This is a genomic window from Polaribacter sp. M10, from assembly GCF_054968445.1.
Genome location: NZ_JBSSBG010000023.1, coordinates 22,434 through 44,196 on the forward strand (window position 1 = coordinate 22,434; position 21,763 = coordinate 44,196).

Below are 21,763 nucleotides of genomic sequence, written 5' to 3' on the forward strand. Positions count from 1 at the left end.
GGTTTGATTAAAGATTAGAAAAAACGATATTAATCAATTACTCTTTGTTTTGCGTTAATCTGTTGTGGTTTGATTAAAGATTAGAAAAAACGATATTTACAATCTTAATAATTGCTTAAAACAATACGTTGTGGTTTGATTAAAGATTAGAAAAAACGATATTAGGTTCGTAAATCTAAATACTTTATTCCTAGTTGTGGTTTGATTAAAGATTAGAAAAAACGATATTAGATGATGATAACTATGCAAATCACGAAGAGTTGTGGTTTGATTAAAGATTAGAAAAAACGATATTTTTTGAGTATTCAAAACAGCGTCAGAAGCCGTTGTGGTTTGATTAAAGATTAGAAAAAACGATATTTTTTTAGCTACATTTTTAGCATAGGTTTGTGTTGTGGTTTGATTAAAGATTAGAAAAAACGATATTAATGTTTTCGCCTGTTTTAAGACTGGTAAGTTGTGGTTTGATTAAAGATTAGAAAAAACGATATTACGACGGCTAAAAATGAAGAAACGGCTTTGTTGTGGTTTGATTAAAGATTAGAAAAAACGATATTTTTAAATCTACGCACGGAAACAAGATTCATGTTGTGGTTTGATTAAAGATTAGAAAAAACGATATTTATGTAAAACTTGGTTGGACAGCTGTAGTAGTTGTGGTTTGATTAAAGATTAGAAAAAACGATATTTGGTAACTGTTGCTAAACTTTGATCTGGTAGTTGTGGTTTGATTAAAGATTAGAAAAAACGATATTAGTTGTTGTGTTAACTTCTGATTATCATGGTTTTAAAGTATGATATCGTATATAAAAAATGCTTCTTATAAAGACCAAATTGCTTTGTTTGGAGCATTTTTTGTTTTCTATATATATGACAATTTTAATCTGTACGAACCATATTTTATTTTATAGTTAGATTGTTTCTAGACACAATTTCAATAAAAAAATAATAAAATCACTCGAACTGGCATTGTGTAAGTTATTTTTAAAACAATTCTAATTGCATTGGTGGTGGTTCTTTGGGTTCTTCTACTCTACCCCAAAAGTTCATGATATTGCCATATTGTTTGTCTGTTATTCTTAAAATACTAACTTTTCCGTAAGGTGGTAATAAAGCTTTTATTCTTTTTTGGTGAGCGTCTGCAGATTCGCTACTTGCACAATGCCTCATATAAACAGAATATTGCATCATTGTAAAACCATCTTTTAAGAGATTTTTTCTAAATTGTTGTGCATTTCTTCGGTCTTTTTTAGTGTCTGTTGGTAAATCAAAAAATACAAATAACCACATGATCCTATACGCATTTAAATCCATAATTCAGGATATAGAATTTTTCTAGATTTTCCTGAAAAGCATTGCTGTAAAGAATTGGTTGTTCTACTTAATGCCACCATTAAAGGACTTTTTTTATCATCGAAATAGACCGTTTGAGTTAACACGTTTAATAGTTCTAATTTTATGGGAGTAATTAAATCATGTTCGTCATACTTTTTTATAATTTCTAGAACTTTAGCATCTATTAAAGGTCTGTAGGGTTCCATAATGTCATCTGCTAAACAAAAGGCATTGTATTTGTTATGGTGATGAATACCTAATGTATTCAGTAGCCCACTACCTGATAATGCCCTTGCCACTGCTGCCCTTAAAATAATGTAACCATAATTTAAAAAGAGATTTGGATAAGTGCCTTTTCTTTCTCTAGTAAAATTAAAATCAAAAATATTTTTCCAATAATAGGCTGCTGCTACTGCTTCTCTATTATCGCTATCACCACTTAATACTTTTGTTTTATAATGATTTAATGGGGTGTTTGTTTTGCCTTGTTTATTTAAAAGTATTGCCTGATTATCTATTTTATGTTTTATAATTTGTTGCCATAATTGTTTTTTTAATGGCTCTGATGCATTTATTTGGTAGTTGAATAATTCTTGTTGAATATGATGACTTTCTAGGTTTAGCAGCATACTTTGTGGCATGTGTTTATTGTCGCAAAAAATTACACTAACATTATTTGTAGACAATTTGGATAAGGCCGGAATTGAAATATAGGTTTCTTGATTTTCTATAACTATAAAGCCAATATCTTCTATTGGAATTGTGGTTTCTCTACTTGTAGATTTAATTTTTAATTGTTCGTATTGTGTAGTTAATGCACACTTTTTTTCGAAGAAAAGGGTTCTTTTTATCATCTTTTTCTTTAAATATAAGCATTTTAGATGATTTATAAGTGAATATTGGTTTGTGGTTTATCAAAGATTAGGAATAAAAATATACCTACATTTTTTTAAGGATTTTTGTTAATTATAAAGATTAACCAGCAAACCGCAAACTAATTTATAGGGTTTGGTATGGTAAAATTTGGATTAAACTATCTTAATACCTTGGAGTACTGCTTGCAGCACTTGTGTTTGTGTGTGGTTTGTTGTGTGGTTTAGCAAATAAAATTGAATAGAAAGTCTGTGTGGATTTTTTGAAAATTTAATGGAATTTGGTGTTGATTTTAAAGGGGTTATCCCCTAGCCTTTTCCTTAAATTCTGGACAGTCTAATCTAATTTCATTATTTAATAATTCTTTTTGAAGTAAATTACAATAATCTAATTCTTGGTTTTTTTGATAAAACTTGCAAGCATAGCAAGTTCTTTGAACGCTTAAAATTCCGTTTCGGTTTAATTTATAAATCAGTTGACTTAAAGTTGCAAATAGGCTTTCTAATTCTGATGGTGAAAAACCATCAATTTGTTTTTTTAATGGATTTGAATAATTATAAGTTTGGGAAACTATGTCTGATCCTAAATCTGATAATATTATTGAATACCTGCGACTATCGGATGATGAATAGTCTTTTTTAATAAGTTTTTTTTTGTCTAAAATTTTAATAGCATCACTTACTGTTGGTTTGGTAACGTTAAATTCTTTTGCAAGATGACTTACATTGCATAATTCTTGTTTGTGAAAAGCTATGAATATGAGTATCTGAATTTGAATTGGGCTTAAACCAACCTTTTTCGCTTTTTCCCAAAGCAGGATTTTAAATACTTCCGAAACACGTTCCATTCCTGCAACGATTTTACTAGAAATGTCTTTTACTTGTTGTGCTGGGTTAAATGTACTATCATTCATAAAAAAAAGCCTGTCAAAATTTGTTTGACAGGCAAAGTTAGTCATCCTAATTAAATTAATTACAATTTTCTATTTCTATTATAGCATATCCTTTGTTTTGAATTGTAGCAATTATTTCTTTTGTTGCTTGTTCTATATGACACAGGCGACATTGATTTGAGGTCAATTGCCCTGTTTTAAAAGGTTTTGTTTTTAGATAATCTTTCCCGAAATTAAATATGATTTGTTCGTTAGTTATGTTATCCGGAACGAGAATATCAAAATGCATGCTATTGCCATTTTCTATATTTACATAAGTGTCCCAAACGGCTACTTTCATTTTATTGCTTTTTTACTTTATAGGGTAATGAAAAATCTCCACTTGCTACACTAAATACTTCGTAAACACCTAACATGGGTAAATTTTGGTTTGATGTATTTACTTTCATAAATGCAGTAACACCATCAAAACTAAAATCTGTGCTATTGTTGATACGATAGTCTGGAACAACTACTTTTATTGTGTTGTTTTTAGTAGTAACCGGGAATCCTGGTGAATCCATGTACATTGGCATTCCTGGGTTTGTTGGTGGTAAAACAACTGTTTTATCTGCTTTCTTAAATTGTTTAACCGAAAGTCCTCCAGCCACTCTTTTATCTTGGTGAAGTATTACCCAATGTGGATGCCAAATAATACCATCATTATCAAATATTTGATCACTATTTTCGTCCCAAAGAGGCGTATCATCAAAGTCTGGATGAGATGTTAAAGCAAGTGCTACAATGCCTTCTGTTTGATTAAATCCTACATCAGTTGGTTTTAAACTAGTAGGGAACACATATCCTAAAACAGGTGCACCATCAAGTTGTCCTACTTTTGTTGGCGTAGTTTTTCCTGCTGTTCCAGTTACACTTATTTGCCAAATGGTAATTCCTAGATTGGGTTTGTGAGTTACACTAACCTTGTTAATTTGGAAGTCCTTATTTTTATATTGACTTTCTTGAGCATCAGCTATGGTTGTGCTGAATAATACAATTGTTGTAAGTAAAATTATAATTGATTTCATTTCGATTTGTTTTAGAAAGTTAGGATTCCTTTTAAATTAGGATTCCTAACTATTTAATTTAAAAATTAGCCTTTTACATCTGCCAAAGAAGCACCAAAATTGATGTGAAGTGTATTTCCGTTAGGTGTTACCAAAGCTGGCACAGAATTTACTCCGGCATTTTCAGCTTCTATTATTCTACTTCTATCTTCACCTATGTTTACTACTTCTACGTTTTCGGCTCCGATTAAATTGATAATGTCTTGTTCTGCACTTATGCAAATTGGACATGCTGCGTGATAAAAAATTGATTTACTCATGTTATTCTATTTTAATTAATGCATTATTGCATTGCAAATGTAGTAAGGATTCCTAACAATTAAAATATTATTGAATTATTTTTATTGATACTGTGATCAATTTTTTATTTTGAGAATAAAAATAGATGTTGTTTTTTAATGCGGTTCGTTATAATTAAACAAAAAGTTTTGTGAAATTAACCTTGTGTTGTTTAAGCATTTAAGTTGGTAAATACAACACAAACTAAGAAAATACGCTAGGAATTTCTTTAATTGGCTAGAATCAAGCTATTAATTGCACAGGGTGTTGTGTTTAGTTATTTAATTCCGTTAATATCTTTTCTTTATCATTATTCCAAATGGTATAAGTAAATGTTCTTTTATTATGAAAAAACATTTCATCTTCTAATATTGTCGCACTAGATAACACATAAAATACTATACTGAAAAGTTGAAGTAAATTTTTAATGAATGATGTTAAAAATGATGGATTTTCACCAAAGTCGTCAATAACTCTCATTCCAAACGCAAATTTTCCAAATGTTTTACCAGTCAGTGATTCAAAAACCGGATTGGCAATGAACAAAGTCAAAAACGCCAACAAAAATGGATAAATATTTACTTCAGTCAGAATTCTTTCAAGTAATAAAAAGCCACACAAATAAATTCCATAGTCAAACAATTTCGCAAACAGTCTAATCCAAAATCCGTCAATATTTGGGTTTAAAGGAAATTCATAGTTATATTTTTTACCTCTTCTTGTTATTGTTTTATAAGTTTTTACGTTTGATATTCTATTTGTTTTTTTCTTTTTCAGTTCGTTTTTGATTATAAATTTTGACAAATAGTAGACCAAAAAATACAAAAGTATTAGTACTCCAAAAAAGATTACTTCAAATGTATTGTCGGTCGTCATAATTAAACAAAAGGTTATTGTGTAATAAAAGTTGCGTTGTTTAAGTACTTAATTTAATAAATAAAACACAAACTAAGAAAATCCGCTAGGAATTTCTTTAATTTTCTAGAACCAAGCTATTAAATTGCACAGGGTGTTGGTAGTAGTACTTTATTCACGATTGTTTTCTTGAAATGCACTAATAGCACCTAAAGCTTCAAAGACATCATCTTGGTCAGACTTTTTATTCCAACCCTTTTGTGCTAATTCTGCTCTAACTTCACTTTCTTGTTTACCCATTTTAAAAAGATAGATTGTGTATTCAAGAACTTTTTCAGGGATTTTTTCAATCATATAATTCATTGTAATTCCTGCAACTTTGGCTTGAGCCAGAAAGAATGGGAAAATAATTTGAAGAAGCCAAAAAATTAAAAGGCCAATAGCGCCAATATCTAAACTTTTAATTCTTAAACCACGTGCCCAACGAAATCTCATAAATTCTATGAAATTAAATTTTACCATATCGTTCTCAATTGAAGCGATATAATATTGAGTATATAGGCTTGTGAGGAAAAAGATAACCATCATACCTCCAATAATGAACTGAATTGGTCTAAATTTAATATAGTTTGTTTGTTTTAAAACCTGACCAAATAAATAACCAATTCCGATTCCAATTCCAACTTCGTATAAACCTATGAAATAGGTAAATTCAATAGTTAAGAAGCCAATTAAAACTCCAAATAAAACTGCTATTCCTATTCCACCAATTATTGAGAGAATTAAATTCGGTTTTCCAAATTGTTTAGGTTTAGGTAATTTAGAAGGAACTTCGTAATCAGCCCAAGTATTTTGTTTTTCAAATTCAGTTTCTAATTCAATAAGCTTTCCGGTTTCTTTATATTCGGCAGCCAATTTTTTAAAAAGTGCAATGAACAATCCTGTTCTTTTAGAGTTTTTACCAAAATCAAAAAAATTCCCTTCTAATGATTTGCTGTTCACTTCAATTCTTCCAGAGCTATTTTTAGTAACAGTTAATTTTCCAACCAATTTACTAAAGTCGCCTTGACATTTTGCTTCTACAGACTTTTTGTTTTGAAAAACTATTGGCCATTCCAATTTTTCAAATACTTTGATAATTAATGGTATAATTTGATTTTCATTAATTTCTGTTTTGAATGATTCCGAAAATTCAGGTTTGTATTTAAAGCTGTGTTTTCTTTTGATTGTATTGCGTAGATTATCGTATTCTATGTTCATTTCAATATTAATGGCAACAATCTAGTGTATGAAAAGTTGGCGATTTTGAAGTACTAAATTTTCAGCTAAGCACAAAGGGTAATAAGAGCCTAAAGCATTCAATTTATTACTGTTTTGCCTGTTATTTATATACATAGTTGGCCATAGTAATTATTTGTTGGTTGTAAAATTGACTCTTATAAAATCTGATTCATCTGGCGGACCAGCAAGAATCTGAATATACGGTTTTTCTGAAAAGGTCATAATAATAGATGCAAATGTAAAGCCATACCCATCTTGATTGTTTGTATTACAAACGGGATGTTCTTTATTATCTCTAGAGCGTAACGTTTCTTTAATTAAATCATCATCTATATCTAACCTAGAAATCATTCTTTTTTCAACAGCTTTTAATCGCAAATGACTGTTAGACTTAGATTGTTCTAACTCTTCCAATAATTTCGGGTCAAATTTTTCAAATCCTTTTTTTATATCATCATTTACAATTGGGTGATTTGTATGATAAACTGTTCCATTTTTATTCTTTGGATTAAAGCGAACTACTTTATTTGCAGAGGCTTCAAAATCAAAAACTTCTCCTTTAATACCAATGATATAATTCTGCCCTGAAGCGTGATTTACCTCTTGAATAAAGGATAGTAATTCTTCTTTTTCTGTAGAATTAATAATTCTCCTAATTACAAAAGCTACAGGTAGCCCTTTTGAGGAACTCTTTAACTGCAAAATGGTATTTACGCATACACCTATTCCTTGCTCATTCATTCCATTTAAAGCTATTAACCCAGGATGTGTTAGAATTAATTGCTCAGGACGATGTTCTGTTTTGTTTAATCTCATGAGTACTTGAAAACCATCAGTATAATTGTCCAAATCCATGTTTTGTGATATATAAGCAGGGTTACCATTTCTTGCAGGCACACCAACAGCACTGCAATGATGATTTTGATGAAGACTGACTATGTAGACCCAAAATTCGTCTAGCAGATTCAATACCATAATATCATTGAATTTCTGACCTGACCCATCTGCAATTCCTCTAACTTCTTCATATAGTTCTGGGGTCCATTTTTGAATGGATTCCTTAAAATCAGCATATTCAAAAAAATCTTTCAGTACTAGATTAGCATCTTTTCGCAATATAGTAGAGGTGTTATTTTTCCAAGCTTTTATAATTTCGTTAATTTCCTTTTTTAATTCTTTACCATGTTGAAGTCCAAGTTCATAACCACTTCCTGAAAAAGACACCGTCTTTAATATTCTATCAGTTTGTTGTCCATAACACCCTATAGATATAAGTAGTCCTATTACAATTGTTAGTTGTTTCATATTGCTCGTTTTTATTATTGCCAATGTGTATATACACAGAACTTATATCCGTTTATCAACCCTAATAACTAGGTTATGCTGAATACAACTACTAAATTCTATATTGTGCTTTTTTCTTGCTAAATATAAAGATTAACCAGTGAACCGCAAACTTATTTGTGGGGTTTTGGCTTACTTTTAAAAAAATACAGTACTCCCCTATTTTTTTTGTTTTATAGCAATATTGTGGTATTTAGATTCAACAATCCTATATCCCTTTAAATACTGCTTTGGTACACGTGTTTGTGTATGCTTTGTATGGTGGTTTGGCAAATAAAATTTAATAGAAACTATGTAGGGTTTTGTGAGTTAATGGGAATAAGTTTTTGATTTTGTAGGGAGCAAAACATTTAGTTACAATCATTTCTTTCATTCATTATTGCTCTTTCGTTTACATATTTTTGAGTGAATTCATTAGATTTACCTTTACGATTATATGATGTACTTCCTATAATGAAATGATATTTTTCCGAATTTCTTTGTACATAAATTGTATCAGAACATTTATTTTTAATCACTCTGTCATTTTCTTGTATAAAATCATATAAAAATGCAGGTTCGTAAGCGTAATTCCGACTATTTTCGATTTTATATCTAATTTCTTTATTTGTTAGTAATAAATAAGTATTTCCTTTTTCTTCAAAAATGTCTACAACACTATCGTTAAAAGTTGTGCTTAAAAACACTTCTTCAAATTCTCCTTTTCTAACAGCTGTATAAATTGCAAATCCAATAAGTAAAGGAAATAGAAAAATAACTGGAATGTATTGTTTTAGTGCATGTATTTTACTGTCAAGTTTTTCAATACTATTTTTCAATTCCTTTTTTTTTTAGTTTAATATTTTCAATTTGAAGCTTCGATACTTAACGTGTTAATGTAAGGAAAGTTACCTGTTTTAAGCTCCAAATTTAGTAAATAAATCACAGATAGAAAGTCCGCGAGGACTTTCGTAAATAGACTAAAACCAGCAATTAGTTTTATACGGTGTTGGCTATAGTTAATTTTCATAAAATCCAAACCAACTAATTTCTTCATTCCACTTATTTTCTTTGAAATCGGTTACAATAAATACTTTGTCAATTATTTCAGTTAATAATAAAGATTTGATAGAATCAACTTTCCGATTTGAAATATTTTTATCGATAAATAATGTATACTGTAAGTACTGATGTTCTTTTTCAGGAATTCTATCTAATAAAGTGAAAACATCAGGAGCCAGTCTGTCAAGGTTATTAGAATAATCATTTTTCGCAACCAACTTTCCATTTATTCTACTGATATAGATATTAAAATTATACTTATTTTTTCCTATTAGGGTTGTTTTTTTCTTTGTTTTTGCAAGTTCAATTTCTAAACCAATTTTGTTTTCAAAATATTCATACGCAGTTTTAATTTTCAAAAATTTATAGTAGGCTGAGTCATTTTCAAATTTTAAGCATAAAGTATCCTTTTTATACTTAAAGTCAAGTGATATTTTTCTACCTTGTAATGAACCATATTCTCGATATAAAATTAATTTATTTTCTTCCACTTTCCATTTTGTAGAATAATGGTTATCGTAACTTGATTTTTGAACAACTGAGTCCGTAAAAAATTGTAAATCTGTAATTCCTGGATCTATTCCAGAAATTGTACTCCAATTCCCAATAAAATTAGACTTATCGTATTCTTTTTTACAAGACATAAAAATCATTGTAAATATTAGAAGTATTACTATCTTTTCCATAATTATAGCCAACTTGTATATACACAAAACTTATATCCGTTTATCACCCCTAATAACTAGGTTATGCTGAAAATAACTACTAAATTCTATATTGTGCTTTTTTCTTGCTAAATATAAAGATTAACCAGTGAACAGCAAACTTATTTGTGGGGTTTTGGCTTACTTTTAAAAAAATGGAGTACTTCGCTATTTTTTTGTTTTTAACAATATTGTGGTATTTAGATTCAACAATCCTATATCCCTTTGAATACTGCTTTGGTACACGTGTTTGTGTATGGTTTTATGAGTTAGCTGGAATTAACTATAGATTTTGTAGAGGGCTGTGGGCTAGTTTTTTTTTAATACTTTAATACCAAATGCTATTAAAATTACTATTAATGCCATAAAAAATATACTTGTTGAAATGCTTTTTATAACTGAAAATATATTTGTTGTATACACTGCAGTGGCTTTTAATTCGGGATAGTTTTTAAGCATTATGATGATGCCGATATTTTCTAAATAATCTGCAATTCCGGCAATTATTGGTATTGCACAGAGATAACTATATGGGGATTTGAATTTGTTGATTTTTTTTAAGAAATATCCCAAAAGCAAACAGTAAGAAAGTCCGAATAATAGTGGATATATCATATCTGCAGGTATTTGATTTGTTAGATAGGTTAAACGTCCCTTTTCTCCAAGAGAAGTGAATAATTCACTTACATAATTTAAATCATATCCTGTGGGCATCATATCCAATAATTTCATTCCGTTAGCGAATTCCATTGTTTTGGGAATTGTCACCATCAACATAAAAGCGTACACAAGATTGGTCAAGATAAAAAGGCTTAAAACCTTTTTTCCTGAAATATTATTCTCTATGAATTTTATAAATCGTTTCATTTTTTTTTGAATTAAGTGCTAATGGTTTTGTGTTTGGATTTATTTCTTTGGTTGCACAAAGCCAAATCAACAAAATTTGGCAACTTCATAAATATAGACAAACTTTGAGCAAGCATAGCACCCGTATTCCACTTAGCCAGTGTTATTTATAGTTTAATTTACAAAATACATTTCCAATTCTCCTTTTCCTTTTGCAAAAATCTTTCCACGAGAAAGACAGGTAAAATCATTTTTAATCAATTCATAGGTAGATGAAGATATATTTATTTTACCTACCTCACCAGCAGATTCTATTCTACTGGCTGTATTTATGGTGTCTCCAAAAAGGTCGTATGCAAACTTCTTTTTACCTACAACACCAGCAACTACATTTCCTGAATGGATGCCAACCCTCATTCTCCATTGTATTTCGTGGCTTTTATTTCTCTCCTCTAGGTAGGATAGCATCATTTGTGCTGCTCGAATACAGTTGGTAGCATGATTTGTCATTTCTTTTTCTAGGCCACTTGCGGCCATATACGCATCACCAATGGTTTCAATCTTTTCAATTTTCATTTCTTCCATGATTTCATCAAATCTCCCAAAAATAGCATTGAGTTCATTTACCAAAGTGATTGCTGATATATTGGCTACAATTTCAGTGAAATCCTTAAAATCAGTAAACAAAATAGTGACATTTTGATGTCTTTTAGGAATAGTGGTACCACTTTTTTTTAAGTCGCTAACGATATTTGCTGGTAGAATATTATGGAGAAGATCTTCTGATTTTTGCTGTTCAGCCATTAAAGATTCCTCTGATTTATCGATTAAAAGAGACATACTGGATATGAGTATAAAGCAGATGAATCCAGTAATGCTAATATTGACTATTTGTGATATATAAGGATCTAACTCGCCAAAATGAGCGGTTATATTCGATTGAAATAGTACAGTAGCAATCAATGTAAGGCAGGCTAGAATACTAAAAGCATGGGCTATATTTCTTGCCTTTCTAGGGAAAGTCATGTATGGTAGTATAATAATTAGGAAACAAATGGCTTCAACACCAGATGCATATCCCAACAAATAAAGAAACAAGAAAAGAGACATATAGGATGCCAAAATAAGCCATATGGAAGCCAAGACTCGCCATCCTTTTCTGTTGAATATTAACGCCATTAGAAATAACAATCCCAACAAAGCATTGCTCCCGTAAATGACTACGGAGTTTGTGTAAAAAAAGGCAACTACCCACCAAATTGCATTATAAATTACTCCTAAAACCGATGCAATATTGGTTACACGAAAATATCTGATTTCAGCAATGGAAGCGTAATTTTTAGCTCTAAAATCAACCATTTCTTGAAAGAATCTGGATTTGTTATTATCATTAGTTGACATAAGTTCTTCTTAATTTCTATGGATGATTAACTTTTTTCTATTCTAGTTAACTTGTATATGCCGAACCTATATCAAATAATTAACCCTATTCGATGTATTCTACTTAGTACTATTACTAACTTTAATATTGTGCATTATTTTGATAAAAATAAAGATTAACCACCATATAGCAAACTTATTTATAAAGTTTAGATAAACACATTAGAATAGAATAAGGTACTCCCCTATTTTACTTGTTTTATCCCCATATTGTAATGTGTAAAACGGGTTTTAGTTTTGTGAAATTTGGATTTATGATCTAATAATTAGAGTCATACTATCATTAAAAATGAATGGATTTTACTTGATGATTGGTATGATGGATTGCTGAGCTCTGTTATTTCTTATCAAATTTTAGATTTTTAACTCTTCCTGCCGCTAATCGAAAACTTGATACTTTATTTTTAGCATCATTATTAAATTGGAAGATTCCATAATCATCATTTAAAAATAAATTCTTCATTATTGGACGTATAGATGACTTTTTAGTATCATTTATATAAAGCATTAACATTTGGTCTTCGAGTTTTAAGGAATAATTGACATCAAGTTCAGCGCTATAATAGCTACCTGAAAATTGTAATAGTTCCTCTTTTGTATACACTATAGGCATATATTCATTTGAAATGGATGGTTTGCCACCATTTACAATAAAGGACATTGTTTTTTGTTTGAATTCATTTACTTCAAATTTTACGAGTACATCTGCTTGCACATTGATCATCTTAAACTCATTCTTGCTTATGGGAATCAATTTACTTTCATTAGTTTTAGAACGAGCATATCTTAACGTATCATTCTTAACATAAATCCTTCTGGCTAGTGAACTCGTAGTATTCCAATAATGGCCACTATAACTTTCTAGTTCATTTGTTTTTAAATGAACAAATTGATTTTTTCTTAGGTCTTTTTGATCTGGTTTTTCTATTTCAACATTTTTAAAATGAGCTTTAAGTAATACATCAGCAACTTGTTTTGCCTTTATGGATGGATTTGCATCACTTCTATTGGCAAAAATTGCAATGGACAAGCGTTGTTCTGGAAAGCGCAATAATTCAGCTCTATACCCAACAAATGCACCTCCGTGAGAAATTGTCTTTAAACCCTTGAATTTATCTATAAATAAACCGGAAGCATACTCAATAACTTCTCCATTATTTAGTACAGCTTGGGCAGTCATCATATTCCAAAATCTTTTACTTAAAACGTTTGAGTTGTAATATGAATCATCCCATTTTTTGATATCATTTACAGTGGTAAAAATTCCTCCATCGCCAATCATATCTAATGTTGTCCTACTAATTTTGTAGTCTTCTTTGCCACTTGGCATATATCCAGTTGCTCTATTCTTAACAATTTGTGTATGGTCATTATGAAAATGCGTATTGTTCATGGCAAGAGGCTCAAATATTTCTTCGCGAGCAAAATCTGCCATATTTTTTCCGGATACTTTTTTTACAATTTGACCTAAGAGCCAATACCCTGAATTGCTATATAAAAATTCATCGCCAGGATTAAAATTTAAATCAGATTGATTGGTTAGCCAATTCATAACATCGCTGTCTGTGTAATAATCATCCTCTCTAAATCCTTTTAAATAAGATATCATCAAATAATCTCTAATTCCACTGGTATGATTGAGTAAATGTTTAATGGTAACCTTTTTAGCATAATCAGGAAAATCTGGAAATATACTTTTTAAGTGATCGTCTAGGCTAAGTTTGTTTTTTTCTGCGAGTAGCACAATACATGCCGCTGTAAACTGTTTGGAAGTTGAAGCAATTCTAAAAACAGTAGAATCTGAGTTTGGAATATTATATTCCATATTCGCCAGCCCATAACCTTTTGAGTAAATTAATGCTCCGTCTTTTATAATCCCTAAAGCACAACCTGGTACATCTGCCTTATTCCATTCAGCAAAAATACTGTCTATTGCCTGACTCTCTTTAATTTGACCCAATCCACCTTTAGAAATACAGATAAATATTATTAGTAGTACTGTTCTTTTCATAATTTAATTTTTAGTTATTATTTGTATTTACGGTTTATGCATAACAAAGTTAGCGGCCTTAAATGCACAAGTATTTCATTTCAACTTTTACTATTCTAAAATTAGGCAAATATTAGCTATGCATTATTCATCTGTTACTTCTGGCATTGAGGTAAAAGGTTTAATACCAAAATTAGGATACACCTCACTTGGATAGTAAAAAGTACCACCTTTAGACACCATCGATATGGTTTTAATGGCTTTAATATCTTCTACTGGATTGCCAGGAACTAAGAAGAAATCGGCCAATTTACCTGGTGCAATACTTCCAAGATGCTCATCACCCAAATATTGAGCCATATCATAGGTGGCAAGTTTTACCAACTCTGCTGGGGTATACCCCAATTGTTGATAAAGCTCTAATTCGCGATGGTAAAAAAAAGCGCCTCCTAAATCGGTACCTGGTACTATAAAGATTCCTTTATCCTTCATCATTTTTAAGGTAGCTACAATTTTATCATATCCCTCACGATATTCTTTGTCATCTTTTTCAGTACTAATGTCTGCTAAGGCAACCTTATATTCGCGTTGAATGTTTGGCGGCATATGATCTATAAAATCTTTTGTACTTTCCCATGCCTCACCATCCCTAGCCTTCATTAATATTTCATGAATTGTTAAAGTGGGGTCTATAGCTGTCTTGTTTTTAATAAACAAATCTAAAGTTTGTTGCACCTTGGCGCTATTTAAATCTAAACTACCAAATCGTTTTAATGCGGTAAGTCTAAGTAAAGTACGCGTATCTTCTTCAGGTTCTAACACCCACCCCAACATGGTTTGATTAATATGAGTCATTTCATTAAAACCAGCGCGTAACATTGCATTGGCATTAGAAAATGCAGGTACATGTCCGCATACAAACATCCCATACTCATGCGCTTTTTTAACAATGTCCGGGGCCCAATCTCCATTCATAGAATTGTATAATTTTACTCCATAAAAACCCTTGTCATGATATTTTTGCAAAGCAGCCAAGGCCTCTTCTTTACTAGACACAATGATGCCCATATTTGCGCTATATTCACTTTGTCCTTCTATAAAACCCAATCGATGAACCCTTGGCCCTGCCAAAACCCCTGTATTGATTTTTTGAATTAATTCGTCTAATACCTCATTATCATTCCCCATATCTCGAAAGGAAGTAATTCCGGCCAAAATATTTAATAAGGCATCTTCATCCCAAGTATGGGCGTGCATTTCATACATACCAGGGACTAAGGTACCACCTGCCCCGTTAATAAGCACTTCGTCTTTACCTTTGGTGTTTGGGGCATCTATACTTACAATACGCTCACCATCTACCAATACAGACGATGGTTTTGTAAGTGACAAGGTATTGGGGTCGAATATTTTTACATTAGCTATTCGTACTTTTTTTCCATAATTATGGGCATATTTCTTTTGTAATGTTTCAAATCGTTGGGTAGAATAATTTTCTGCATAGGTTCTAAGTTCTTTTTCTTTTGCTTCAAATCCTTCACGAACAATTACAAACGAAGGACTAATTATGGCAAATAAACGTTTCTCATTATCGGCTATAAAATAATAAGGATTTAAATATGCCCCAGACACCGCATAATTGGTAAGGTTAACAGTAGTTGAATCTACAGTAACGCTTATTTTATCCATTTCTGTAAGCTTTAGCCTACCTGCTGGAAGTACATTTGCTGAAAAATTGGTTGATTTTAAAAGGCTACGTGCAATAAGAATTGACGAATAAGGGCTACCAGATTGATCTACATACCACAAAGCCTTGTTTACAGAAGTACTATCGCTACCAGTAGCATCGGTCCATGATGCAATATTTTTATGTAATGCAAAATGTTCATTGACTTTACTGCCAAATGTAGTGCTTCCATTAATTTTCCATTGTACAGGAAAACCATCGGTATTTAACACAATGGTTTCCTTTAATGTAGGTCCACGACCATTGTTTTTATAATCGTAATCTACCTGAATGGTATCGCCTACGGTATGGGTTTTAAGATGACCTACAGTGGTACCACTCATAATAACAGAAAAGTTTTCATCTCCTTGATAATCGATTAAAGAAGATATTTTGGATGATTCTTGCTTACACGAAACTAGTAATAAGATCAGGGACAGGTAGAGAAATTGTGTTTTCATATTGTTTTTTTTTAATTTATATATCGGTTTCGCAATTTTTATTTTTATCCATTCTGGATGATATATCTTAATGTAAGCATCATTAAACAACTAAATCAAAATCATAGCATACCATCTTAAAGACCCTCTTTATTCAATTTATAAATCGTTGTACACTTATGCTACACAAATACCTTTATAATATAATCGTTTAAAAAAAACTTCTTTTCTAAAGGCATTGCATATTGTTTCTAAAAATAAATAAATATATTGAATAAACACCTGATTATCCATTTTTTATGAGTCATTGCATTAATTTTTACGCATGAATTATTCAACAAATAGTATGGAGGATTTTTTTAAAATTAATCACTACAATACCTATAGTTTCCTTTTCCTTGTAAAACTTTTGTACTGCTATATTTAAAAAACACCAATACTTTTCATTTTTATTTACTACATTAGGTACTTAAAAAATGTAAAAACCTACATATAAACATCTTAACCTAAAAAAAAGCACCTATTATGAAAAAGAATTGTATTCAATTTAGCACATTTTCGCTGGTATTGCTCTTGTTTTATTGTGCGCCAAAAAGCACTACACCTACAGAACTACCAGAGGGAACAATTACAGAAAAACTGAACTTTATTAAGAATCCCAAGAATTTTAATAGTGAAAGTGAGCGACTAAGCCTACTTTTTGAAGTCTATAGCCATTACAAAATAGAGGCTTCTCCTATAATGTCCACATTTTTTGGCAAACCCGGATATGACCACCTTTGGAATGATTTTTCAGCAAAAGGATTGGAAAAAGATTTGTCTGTGTTAAAAATTTTTGATGAATCGACAGATTGGTTTCAACCCGATGAATTAACTGAAGAAGACAACATCAACTTGAATATTTTTAGTAGATCTATAGGCAACGAATATTCGCTATCCAGTCAATTTCCAGTTCAATACCTTATAATAGATCAAATTCAAGGTATTCACAGTGTTATTCCTGCCATTATTCAAATGATGCCAACCAATTCACCAGAGGCTATTGATAACCTCACCTCTAGACTTGAAGGAATTTCAGCACTTTTAGCAGATGTTGAAAAGCTCCTTTCTGAAGGGATTGATAAAGGAATCGTGATGCCCAAAAACACTGTATTATTAGTACCAGATCAATTAAAACAGATGTATTCTGAAAATCCAGAAGAAAGTGTTTTTTATATGCCTTTCGCAAATTTAAAAGATGACACCAATATGGAAGGACAGCAGACTACACAAGAAATTGTTAGCCATATAATCTCCACCAGCATCAACCCTGCATTAAAGCGCTTTACCACTTTTATGGAAGAAGAATACCTGCCCAATGCACGCGAAAGCTATGGACTTAAAGCATTACCAAACGGAGAGGCATGGTACAATGAATGTATAAAATACTTTACCACCACAGCTATGACCGCTAAAGAGATTCACGATTTAGGGCTTTCTGAAGTAGCCAGAATACAGCTCGAAATGGAAAAGATTATTTTGCAATTAAATTTTAATGGAGACCTAAATGACTTTAATGATTTCTTAAGAGAAGACCCACAGTTTTACTATGATACCCCAGAAGAATTATTAGCTGCTTATCGTGATATCTGTAAAAGAATTGACCCTGTTTTACCTCAGCTTTTTGGTAAACTACCAAGGCTTACTTACGGTGTAAAGAGAGTTCCTGCATATTCCGAACAAGCCACCACAACCGCCTACTATCAGTCTGGTTCGTTAAAATCAGGCATCCCTGGGTATTTCTTTGCCAACACCTATAATTTAAAAAGTCGCCCAAAATGGGAAATGGAAGCTTTAAGCATTCATGAAGCAGTACCTGGGCATCATTTGCAGATTTCAATTGCGCAAGAATTAGAAAACGTACCCGAGTTTAGAACCATGTTATCCTTTACTGCTTTTGTAGAAGGTTGGGGACTTTATTCTGAGAGCCTAGGCCCTGCTTTAGGAATGTACAAAGATCCCTATGCCAAATACGGACAATTGACTTATGAAATGTGGCGCGCCATACGCTTGGTTGTGGATACTGGTATACATGTATATGACTGGTCTAGGCAAGACGCCATTGATTATTTTAAAACCCATTCTGGTAAAAGCGAAAATGATATTGCTGTGGAAGTAGATCGTTATATTGCATGGCCAGGACAAGCTTTGGCTTATAAGATTGGGGAACTAAAAATTAAAGAACTTAGAAAGCGATCTGAAACCACGCTTAAAGATCGATTTGATATTAGAGCATTTCATGATGTGGTTTTGGGCAGTGGAGCTATCCCTTTAGATGTTTTAGAAAACAATATAGATCAATGGATTAATGCGCAAATGGCCATGGAGGAATAATATAACCTAGCCATTGATAAAGCACCAACCTTTACAACGAGTCCTTTAAAAATATGCTTGGCATAAAAACTATATTAAACTGATATTAGGTGCTTGCTTGTTTTCTAGTTTATTATTGCCTACTTGTTTGTACAAGGTTAGTTGCGTGTTTCAGCAACTAATCTTGTACAAACAAATCACGGATAGAATATCCGCGAGAATATTCGTAATTTGGCTATAACTGGCAAAGAATTATGCACGGTGTTGGCAACTGGCTTCATTCGATTACAATTGTTTCTCCATCATTCGGAATTCTTGTTTTTTCCTTTAACCCTTGTCTTTCAAATTCTTTTGCTAATTGCGTTCTTGTAGTCGGACAATGATTAACAGCTTCCAAATGATTTGCTATAACAGTTCCTGTTGCGTTTTTGGTAAATTTAATAATATCGTCCATTGTCATTAATAATGGCTTAAAAATATCTAATTGTGCAGTTCCGCACGCAACAACATTAACCTCTGGTTTGTATTGTTTTAAAACTTTATCTACATCATCTGTGTAAATAGTGTCAGCACTCAAATAAATGGTTTTTTCATTTGGTAATTGAATGTAAAACCCCATTACATTACCCATTGGTTTAGCTACAAAACCGTAACCATGTTTTGCTGGAATCCCATTAATAGTTCCATCTAAAAACTGTGATTCTTCCCAATAATTTACTGTACTAACAACATTTAAACCTCTTTTTCTTAATATTTTTTCGTCTTTAATACTGCAAGTAATTGGTGTGTTATGTGACTTTAAAAATTTCTCTGCTTCTTTATCTAAATGGTCAGGATGTAAATGTGTAATAAGACAATGTGTTGTTTTATTCACAATTTCCATTGCATTTAATGGCAAATCGAGAATTGGATTTCTGACAGGTTTAAACCTAAATAGTGTAAAAGGTGGTCCTGCTGTTCCTTTTTTTCCTAACATTGGGTCAACTAAAATAAATTCTTTTTTAGTTTCTATGACCATTGTGGCATTTCGTAAGTGATGTATTTTCATAATTTTATTTTAAGAAACAAAATTAAATTACCAAATCTTACTTTTCATTGATTTGAATCAAGAAATACGTTTACGAATTCTGCTTAAAGTTTCTGGTGTAATGTTTAAATAAGATGCAATATGATATTGTGGAATTTTTTCGAGCCAATTTGGTTTGTAAATAAAAAGTTCATTATAAAGTTCTTCTGCACTCTTTGTTATTCTGTTATACTCAAAAAGTTCTTTGTTTTTTAACAATCGTTGAAATGATAAATCTATAAAAGATTTTCCACAATCATAATCATTCAACAAATTTCTAAAATTACTTTTATCGATTACAAGAAGTTCGCTTTCACTCAACGTTTCTTGATATTTTTTTGTTTTAGAATTACTATTGAAAGAAGATAAGTCTGTTATGAATTGAGGTTCGGTATAGAAGTTAATGTTAGTTTCTTTATCAGAAGTTGCATAATATTCCCTTATAACACCTTTATTCAAAAATCGTAAACTTTTTTCTTCAGTTCCTGCGTTGAGAATTAGCGTTCCTTTTTTTATTTTTTCCATTTTAAACAAAGACAGTAACTTCCGTAAACCATCTTTATTTAACGGATATTCGGTTTCAAAAAATGACGATATTTCTTTTAGCTCGATGTTCATTTAGCTTGTTGGCCAACGTGTTTATATATGATTTGTTGCGTGGTTTAAGCACCTAATTTAGTAAATAATTACCGACCAAGAATGTCCGAGAGGACTTTCGTAAATTGGCTAAAACCAGCAATAAATTTTATACGGTGTTGCCCACAGTATTTTATTCGTTTATAATTTTTTCCGTTGCAATTTTTGTCAATTCTTTAATTGAATTCAAATATTTTCTTTTCGGTTCCGTACTTTGTTTAATTCTCGAATTTACTTCGGTGAAATATTGGTTAATTTCAGCGTTATGTTCACTTTCAGTAAAATAAAATTCATAAGCCATAAATTCGATAAATTTTTGTTGTTCCTCAAGTTTAAATTCTGAATATTGCTCAATAAAAAAGTCAGGATTAAATTTTATAAAATTCATAATTTCAAGTCCAATAGCTTCTGATAAAGCTCCGTCAGATTTCTCAACAATTACTCTAAAGACTTTGAAATAAAATTCTAAATCATTTTTCTCTTTTGTAAACATTTGTTTTATACACTCAAAAGTTTCGTCATTGTCAGAAGGATAAATTTCATTTTTGAGAATTAATTCCGCATATTTTCTGATTTTTGTTGTGTCAATTTTCGGTTCAATTTCAATAGTTTTAGATTTTTCTTTAGTCAATGATTTTTCAATTGTGACTTTTTTATTTTCCGCTTTCTTATCGCTCTTTTTCTCGCAAGAAATAAGAACAAATTGAACTAAAAATAATATTTGAAGCAGTTTTTTCATTCTGACTAACGTAAAATTAAATTATTATTATTCAGTAAGTTGCAAATCTTTATTTGTGAGTCCATATTTATCAATTTGCTTACGCATTCTTTTTACTAGTCCTAGTTTTCTTTTTTGGTCAAGGTAAAGATAACCTTTTGGATTATTGTATGCAATGCCCTTAACAACCATGTTCCAAATAATTACGGCTAATTTCCTTGCAGTTGCTGTAATAGCAGAGACTCTACCTTTCCTAAAATTGATTTTATGAAAAAAATCTCTAAGAGGTGTGCTATCCTTTAAATTTCCAATAGAATTAGCAGCATTCCTTAGTGCTATTTTTAACCTACTACTTCCTTTTGCTATTTTGCTAGAGAGTACTTTTCCACCACTTACTTTATTATTGGGAGCAAGTCTAAGCCAAGAAGTAAAGTGCTTTGCTGTTTTAAATTTTTTATTTCCATCATAACCAATTTCACTCATTAGAGCAAGAACGGTATTATAACTCATACCTTCTATAGCCATTAAATCTACACCTTTAAACATTTGGTAAGATTTTAAATTTATATCTATGTTTTTTGGGGTGTTTTTATTGAGTCTTTTCTAAGGTTTCTTATCAATATAATGCTCACCTTTTTCAGGGTCTTTACCAATAATTTCATCAAGTTTACTGGCTATTTGATCATCACATTCTCTAATCTTTTTTTGAATAAACTCATAAGTGTCTAGTTCATCTTTTAGAGCGTATAAAAAATCTTTTCGTCCATTGCTATGTAGTGCTTTAGCAATTTCTTCTTCACTTTTTTTACAGTTGTAATGTCTAAGACTCGCCAGTTTTT

20 protein-coding genes, 1 pseudogene and 1 CRISPR repeat array (1 of these 22 running past the window's edge) are annotated in these 21,763 nt (G+C 31.0%); of the genes and pseudogenes, 1 reads left to right on the forward strand and 20 read right to left on the reverse strand.

Going from position 1 to position 21,763, the window contains the following annotated elements:
* Positions 1–755: direct repeats of the CRISPR family, unit length 36 nt; unit sequence GTTGTGGTTTGATTAAAGATTAGAAAAAACGATATT (it extends 1,975 nt beyond the left edge of the window).
* Positions 756–984: 229 nt separating this feature from the next.
* From cas2 to ACWYN7_RS15490, 15 genes are all read right to left on the reverse strand, one after another.
* Positions 985–1,314, reverse strand: a complete 330-nt coding sequence (gene cas2 / locus ACWYN7_RS15420) for a CRISPR-associated endonuclease Cas2 (RefSeq protein ID WP_462860867.1) — start codon at positions 1,312–1,314, stop codon at positions 985–987.
* Positions 1,305–2,189 carry a type II CRISPR-associated endonuclease Cas1 gene (cas1, locus tag ACWYN7_RS15425; protein ID WP_462860868.1) on the reverse strand — a complete coding sequence of 295 codons (885 nt, stop codon included), beginning with the start codon at positions 2,187–2,189 and terminating at the stop codon, positions 1,305–1,307. The genes cas2 and cas1 overlap by 10 nt, the downstream gene beginning before the upstream one ends.
* Before the next feature lie 320 nt (positions 2,190–2,509).
* Positions 2,510–3,166, reverse strand: a complete 657-nt coding sequence (locus ACWYN7_RS15430) for a MarR family transcriptional regulator (protein WP_462860869.1) — start codon at positions 3,164–3,166, stop codon at positions 2,510–2,512.
* Between the two features lie 10 nt (positions 3,167–3,176).
* Positions 3,177–3,440, reverse strand: coding sequence for a DUF2024 family protein (locus tag ACWYN7_RS15435; RefSeq protein WP_462860870.1), 264 nt, complete (start codon positions 3,438–3,440; stop codon positions 3,177–3,179).
* A 1-nt stretch (position 3,441) separates the two neighbouring features.
* Positions 3,442–4,167 (reverse strand): hypothetical protein, encoded by a 726-nt coding sequence (locus tag ACWYN7_RS15440; RefSeq protein ID WP_462860871.1) that lies wholly within the window; start codon positions 4,165–4,167, stop codon positions 3,442–3,444.
* Positions 4,168–4,232: 65 nt separating this feature from the next.
* Complete coding sequence (locus ACWYN7_RS15445; RefSeq protein ID WP_462860872.1) at positions 4,233–4,466, reverse strand: thioredoxin family protein; 234 nt, start codon at positions 4,464–4,466, stop codon at positions 4,233–4,235.
* A 292-nt stretch (positions 4,467–4,758) separates the two neighbouring features.
* Positions 4,759–5,289 carry an RDD family protein gene (locus ACWYN7_RS15450; RefSeq protein ID WP_462860873.1) on the reverse strand — a complete coding sequence of 177 codons (531 nt, stop codon included), beginning with the start codon at positions 5,287–5,289 and terminating at the stop codon, positions 4,759–4,761.
* Between the two features lie 222 nt (positions 5,290–5,511).
* Positions 5,512–6,600, reverse strand: coding sequence for a hypothetical protein (locus ACWYN7_RS15455; protein ID WP_462860874.1), 1,089 nt, complete (start codon positions 6,598–6,600; stop codon positions 5,512–5,514).
* A 150-nt stretch (positions 6,601–6,750) separates the two neighbouring features.
* Positions 6,751–7,926 carry a C45 family autoproteolytic acyltransferase/hydolase gene (locus tag ACWYN7_RS15460; RefSeq protein WP_462860875.1) on the reverse strand — a complete coding sequence of 392 codons (1,176 nt, stop codon included), beginning with the start codon at positions 7,924–7,926 and terminating at the stop codon, positions 6,751–6,753.
* A gap of 389 nt (positions 7,927–8,315) precedes the next feature.
* Entirely contained in the window at positions 8,316–8,783 is a 468-nt protein-coding gene (locus tag ACWYN7_RS15465; RefSeq protein ID WP_462860876.1) for a hypothetical protein, read from the reverse strand.
* A gap of 180 nt (positions 8,784–8,963) precedes the next feature.
* A complete protein-coding gene (locus tag ACWYN7_RS15470) occupies positions 8,964–9,692 on the reverse strand; it encodes a hypothetical protein (RefSeq protein ID WP_462860877.1) in 729 nt (242 codons plus the stop codon).
* Positions 9,693–10,019: 327 nt separating this feature from the next.
* Entirely contained in the window at positions 10,020–10,577 is a 558-nt protein-coding gene (locus ACWYN7_RS15475; protein ID WP_462860878.1) for a hypothetical protein, read from the reverse strand.
* A gap of 153 nt (positions 10,578–10,730) precedes the next feature.
* Entirely contained in the window at positions 10,731–11,957 is a 1,227-nt protein-coding gene (locus ACWYN7_RS15480; RefSeq protein ID WP_462860879.1) for an adenylate/guanylate cyclase domain-containing protein, read from the reverse strand.
* 376 nt (positions 11,958–12,333) lie between these two features.
* On the reverse strand, positions 12,334–14,007 hold the full coding sequence (locus ACWYN7_RS15485) for a serine hydrolase domain-containing protein (protein ID WP_462860880.1): 1,674 nt from the start codon (positions 14,005–14,007) through the stop codon (positions 12,334–12,336).
* 123 nt (positions 14,008–14,130) lie between these two features.
* Entirely contained in the window at positions 14,131–16,173 is a 2,043-nt protein-coding gene (locus tag ACWYN7_RS15490; protein WP_462860881.1) for an amidohydrolase family protein, read from the reverse strand.
* A gap of 504 nt (positions 16,174–16,677) precedes the next feature.
* Between ACWYN7_RS15490 and ACWYN7_RS15495 the strand changes: the two genes are divergently transcribed.
* Complete coding sequence (locus ACWYN7_RS15495) at positions 16,678–18,525, forward strand: DUF885 domain-containing protein (protein ID WP_462860882.1); 1,848 nt, start codon at positions 16,678–16,680, stop codon at positions 18,523–18,525.
* A 256-nt stretch (positions 18,526–18,781) separates the two neighbouring features.
* Here the strand turns inward: ACWYN7_RS15495 and ACWYN7_RS15500 are convergent, their stop codons facing one another.
* The 5 genes and pseudogenes from ACWYN7_RS15500 to ACWYN7_RS15520 all read right to left on the reverse strand — a co-directional run.
* Positions 18,782–19,552, reverse strand: coding sequence for an MBL fold metallo-hydrolase (locus tag ACWYN7_RS15500; protein ID WP_462860883.1), 771 nt, complete (start codon positions 19,550–19,552; stop codon positions 18,782–18,784).
* Positions 19,553–19,609: 57 nt separating this feature from the next.
* Positions 19,610–20,095, reverse strand: coding sequence for a Crp/Fnr family transcriptional regulator (locus ACWYN7_RS15505; RefSeq protein ID WP_462860884.1), 486 nt, complete (start codon positions 20,093–20,095; stop codon positions 19,610–19,612).
* A 244-nt stretch (positions 20,096–20,339) separates the two neighbouring features.
* Positions 20,340–20,945 (reverse strand): hypothetical protein, encoded by a 606-nt coding sequence (locus tag ACWYN7_RS15510; RefSeq protein ID WP_462860885.1) that lies wholly within the window; start codon positions 20,943–20,945, stop codon positions 20,340–20,342.
* A gap of 27 nt (positions 20,946–20,972) precedes the next feature.
* Complete coding sequence (locus ACWYN7_RS15515) at positions 20,973–21,470, reverse strand: transposase (protein ID WP_462860886.1); 498 nt, start codon at positions 21,468–21,470, stop codon at positions 20,973–20,975.
* Positions 21,471–21,527: 57 nt separating this feature from the next.
* Positions 21,528–21,763: pseudogene (locus ACWYN7_RS15520) on the reverse strand (IS110 family transposase); the annotation flags it as partial.